Below are 287 nucleotides of genomic sequence, written 5' to 3'. Positions count from 1 at the left end.
CCGAAATGGACAAGCTGCTGAAGCTGTGCCAGATCTTCGACGTGACGTTGGTCGACCTTGTGCAGGGCGATCTGACGACCAGCGCGCCCACCCCCGCTCTGCAAGCGCGTGCCGCCATCTTGCGCGAGGCCGCCGGTGGGCCGCCTCAAGATGTGTGCGGCTACGACGAGCACATGCGCACCTTTGCGTGGTAGATCGCCTGGGGCGTGTTCGCCATTCTCGCTGGAGTGGCGCTGCTCATGGCCTGGGGCGGCTGGGCCGAGGGCTCGGCGCCTTCCCTGGAGGCC

At 67.6% G+C, this 287-nt stretch carries 1 pseudogene; it reads left to right on the top strand.

The window, feature by feature from the left end:
- Positions 1–194: pseudogene (locus tag NE591_RS15640) on the top strand (XRE family transcriptional regulator); the annotation flags it as partial.
- Between the last annotated feature and the right edge of the window lie 93 nt (positions 195–287).

It is taken from the genome of Adlercreutzia sp. DFI.6.23 (assembly GCF_024462535.1).
Classification (GTDB): Bacteria; Actinomycetota; Coriobacteriia; order Coriobacteriales; family Eggerthellaceae; genus Adlercreutzia; species Adlercreutzia rubneri.
The sequence above is the reverse complement of the archived record's forward strand: the minus strand, read 5'-3'. Positions and strand labels throughout refer to the sequence as shown.